This window comes from Dapis brunnea BLCC-M229 (assembly GCF_050015995.1).
Lineage (GTDB): Bacteria > Cyanobacteriota > Cyanobacteriia > Cyanobacteriales > Microcoleaceae > Trichodesmium.
Map to the genome: position 1 here is coordinate 54336 of NZ_JBNHEP010000271.1, position 4579 is coordinate 58914.

Sequence of the window (4579 nt, forward strand, 5' to 3'; positions counted from 1 at the left end):
TTTCCGAAGCTTGAGAGAATAAAAATATTGGTAATTTTTCACACTAGGAGAGATGCATGGAAAAATTTTGAGAAAAACAAACCTATCTTCGGAGTGCTTCAGAAAATAAAAATATCTCTGGCATTGCTCCTGGGGAAAATTCTGGAACATCCTTCGACGCGCCGAATTTTTCCGAAGCTTGAGAGAATAAAAATATTGGTAATTTTTCACACTAGGAGAGATGAATGGAAAAATTTTAGGAAAAACAAACCTATCTTTAGAGTGCTTCAGAGGATGAAAAGATTCTGGCACTGCTCCTGGGGAAAATTCTGAAAATCCTTCGGCGCGCCGAATTCTCCGAGTAGTTCTCAGAGAATAAAAATATTAGTAATTTTCCACTGCCGAGAAATGGATGGAAAAATTTTGAGAAACACAAACCTATCTTTAGAGTGCTTCAGAGGATGAAAAGATTCTGGCACTGCTCCTGGGGAAAATTCTGAAAATCCTTCGGCGCGCCGAATTCTCCGAGTAGTTCTCAGAGAATAAAAATATTAGTAATTTTCCACTGCCGAGAAATGGATGGAAAAATTTTGAGAAACACAAACCTATCTTTAGAGTGTTTCAGAGGATGAAAAGATTCTGGCATTACTCCTGGGAAAATTTCTGAAAATCCTTCGGCGCGCCGAATCTTTCCAGTAGCTCTCAGATTTTGCTGATAACCAATAACTGATTTAGCACTACAAATTTTGCTGATAACCGATAATTGATAACTGATAACTAATAACTAATAACTAATAACTGAAATGACTACCCCTGAAAATACAATCCGCATCCGAGGAGCAAGACAACATAACCTCAAAAACATCGACCTAGAACTCCCACGCGATCGCCTCATAGTCTTTACAGGAGTTTCTGGCTCCGGCAAATCCTCCCTCGCCTTCGACACAATTTTTGCCGAAGGGCAACGTCGCTACGTCGAATCCCTCAGTGCCTATGCCCGACAATTTCTCGGACAACTCGACAAACCAGACGTAGACTCCATCGAAGGATTAAGCCCTGCTATATCCATTGACCAAAAATCCACATCCCATAATCCTCGCTCCACAGTCGGCACCGTCACGGAAATTTACGACTATCTGAGATTATTATTTGGGAGAGCGGGAGAACCCCATTGCCCAATTTGCCACCATAATATTGCTCCTCAAACCATTGATGAAATGTGCGACAGAATTATGGCTCTTCCAGACCGCACCAAATTTCATATCCTAGCTCCCGTGGTTCGAGGCAAAAAGGGGACTCATCAGAAACTTTTATCTAGTTTAGCTGCTCAAGGATTTGTTCGTTTGAGGGTTGATGGAGAGGTTGTAGAAATTGCTGAAAACATCAAATTAGATAAAAATCGTACACATACTATAGAAATTGTTATTGACAGACTAATTAAAAAGTCTGGTATAGAAGAACGTTTAGCAGATTCTCTAAATACTTGTCTACGTCAATCTACTGGAATTGCTTTAATTGACGTATTAAATGACACATCGGCAAAGATAGGGGCAGTGCCTACAAAAAATAAGTATAACCTAAGTCCGGCAAAAATAGCAACTTCAGCTAATTCTAAATCTGACAATAATTCAGCTAATTCCAGTCAGGAACTAGAAGCAGAAATGGAAAAGTCTCAGACTCAAATAGTATTTTCGGAAAATTTTGCCTGTCCGGAACATGGAGCAGTGATGGAAGAATTGTCACCCCGGCTCTTTTCTTTCAACTCCCCCTACGGTGCTTGTCCGACCTGTCACGGCTTGGGTAGTCTCAAGCAATTTTCCCCAGAATTAATAGTACCCGACCCTAATGCACCCTTATATTCAGCGATCGCTCCTTGGTCGAATAAGGAAAATCCCTATTATTTTTCTCTACTGTATAGTTTGGCTGAAGCTTATGACTTTGAGATAGAAACTCCCTGGAATAAATTGAGCAAGAAAGAACAAAAGTTAGTGTTAGAAGGTAGCGACGAACCTATCTGGATGGAAACGAAAAATGGAGAAGGAGATTATCGTTACTATCCTGGAGTTATCCCGATTTTGGAAAAACAATATCAGGAAACAGGTTCAGATTTAATCAAACAAAAATTAGAACAATACTTAGTCAATCAAACCTGCGAAACTTGTCAAGGAAAAAGACTAAAACCAGAAGCACTTGCCGTAGAAGTCGGGCAATATAAAATTACCGACTTTACAGAAGTTTCCATTCAAGAATGTCTAGAAAAAATCAATAACTTAAAACTAAGCGAACGCCAGGCAAAAATAGCAGAATTAGTATTGAGAGAAATTCGAGCCAGATTACAATTTCTCCTCGACGTTGGCTTAGATTATCTAACATTAGATCGAGCAACAATGACACTTTCTGGAGGAGAAGCCCAAAGAATTAGATTAGCAACACAAATTGGTTCTGGTTTAACAGGAGTTCTCTACGTTTTAGACGAACCAAGTATTGGTTTACATCAGAGAGATAACAATCGTCTCTTGCAAACTTTAACCAAACTTCGCGACTTAGGAAATACATTAATAGTTGTAGAACATGACGAAGAAACTATTAGAAAAGCCGACCATATTATTGATATAGGTTCCGGAGCAGGAGTGCATGGCGGACGAATAATTTCTCAGGGAAATTTCCAGAGATTATTAGCAACAGAAGAATCACTAACAGGTGCTTATTTATCCGGCAAAAAAATTATTGCCACCCCATCAGAAAGAAGAGTAGGAAACGGCAAATCTCTACTATTGAAAAATTGTCATCGAAACAATCTCAAAAATATAGATATAGAAATTCCTTTAGGAAAACTTGTCTGTATTACTGGCGTTTCCGGTTCAGGAAAATCTACCTTAATGAACGAATTACTTTATCCAGCATTGCAACATTATCTCAGTCGAAATATTCCCTTTCCCAAAGACTTAGAAAAAATCAAAGGATTAAAAGCAATAGACAAAGTAATCGTAATCGACCAATCACCTATAGGCAGAACACCCCGTTCCAATCCAGCAACTTATACAGGAGTCTTTGATGTAATCAGAGGAATATTTGCCGAAACCATAGAAGCAAAAGCCAGAGGTTATAAACCAGGACAATTTTCTTTTAATGTCAAAGGCGGTAGATGTGAAGCTTGTAGCGGACAAGGTGTAAATGTAATAGAAATGAACTTTCTGCCAGATGTTTATGTGCAATGTGAAGTTTGTAAAGGTGCAAGATATAGCAGAGAAACTTTGCAAGTAAAATATAAAGATCGGTCGATTGCTGATGTTTTGAATATGACTGTAGAAGAAAGTTTAGAAGTATTTAAAAATATTCCCAGGGCAGCCAATAGATTACAAACTTTAGTAGATGTAGGATTAGGTTATGTCAAATTAGGTCAACCGGCACCCACTCTTTCTGGTGGAGAAGCACAAAGAGTAAAATTAGCTTCCGAATTGTCTAAGCGAGCAACAGGAAAAACTATTTATTTAATAGATGAACCAACCACTGGTTTATCATTTTATGACGTTCATCAATTATTAAACGTTTTGCAAAGATTGGTAGATAAAGGAAATTCCATTGTAGTAATTGAGCATAATTTAGATGTGATTCGTTGCACCGACTGGGTAATAGATTTAGGTCCGGAAGGAGGAGATAAAGGAGGAGAAATTATTATTTGTGGAACGCCGGAAGAGGTCGCAGAGAATTTTGAGTCTTATACAGGGAAATATTTGCGAGAAGTCTTAGAAAAGTATCCGCCCCAGGTTGAAGAAAATTGAGATTTACTGAAGTCTGAATATATGTAGTAGAAAATTTGTCAGAGACTTTTCTAGAAGAGTGGAGCGTTCGCGATAGCGTTGCGTCAGCAAATCGCCTCTTACTTCCCCTCAACTTTCTGCCAGTGTTCTGAGGAAGTGAACATTTCACATCCATATATAAATAGTAGAAAATTTGCCAGAAACTTTTCCAAAATATCTGCTTTAGCTAGAGGTTAAGTAGATATTTTCTGAAGTTGAGCAACTATCTCTTGCTTCTCTTGAACTTTTTACCAAAAAATAAGTTCTCAAGCCTCCCCTTTAAAGGGGATGAAAAAAAATAAAGTTCAATATTTCAAGCCTCTGACTTCAGGCAGAGGTACTGATAACTGATAACTGAAATGACCAGTTCTGTGAGGAGGTGAAAATTTCACTTCCATATATAGGTAGTCGAAAATTTGCCAGAGAGTTGTCCAGAATATCTGCTTTAGCTAGAGGTTAAGTAGATATTTTCTGAATTAGAGGAACTACCTCTTGCTTCCCTTCAACTTTCTGCCAATTTTTCTCAGAGTCGAAAATTTGCCAGAGAGTTGTCCAGATATTTGCTTTACCTAGAGGTAAGTAGATATTTTCTAAAGTTGAGCAACTTCCTCTTGCCTCCCTTCGACTTTTTATCAGTTCTCTGAGGGGGTGAAAATTTTACTTCCATATATAGGTAGTCGAAAATTTACCAGAAACTTTTCCAAAATATCTGGTCTATTCTCTGAGGGGGTGAAAATTTTACTTACATATATAGGTAGTCGAAAATTTACCAGAAACTTTTCCAAAATATCTGGTCTATC

At 38.1% G+C, this 4579-nt stretch carries 2 protein-coding genes; both read left to right on the forward strand.

The window, feature by feature from the left end; genetic code table 11:
- Positions 1 to 312, forward strand: a 312-nt coding sequence (locus tag ACP6PM_RS31405; RefSeq protein WP_426590791.1) for a hypothetical protein, incomplete at its 5' end; no start/stop codon positions are given.
- 470 nt (positions 313 to 782) lie between these two features.
- A complete protein-coding gene (gene uvrA / locus ACP6PM_RS31410) occupies positions 783 to 3761 on the forward strand; it encodes an excinuclease ABC subunit UvrA (RefSeq protein WP_426590792.1) in 2979 nt (992 codons plus the stop codon).
- Positions 3762 to 4579: the final 818 nt, after the last annotated feature.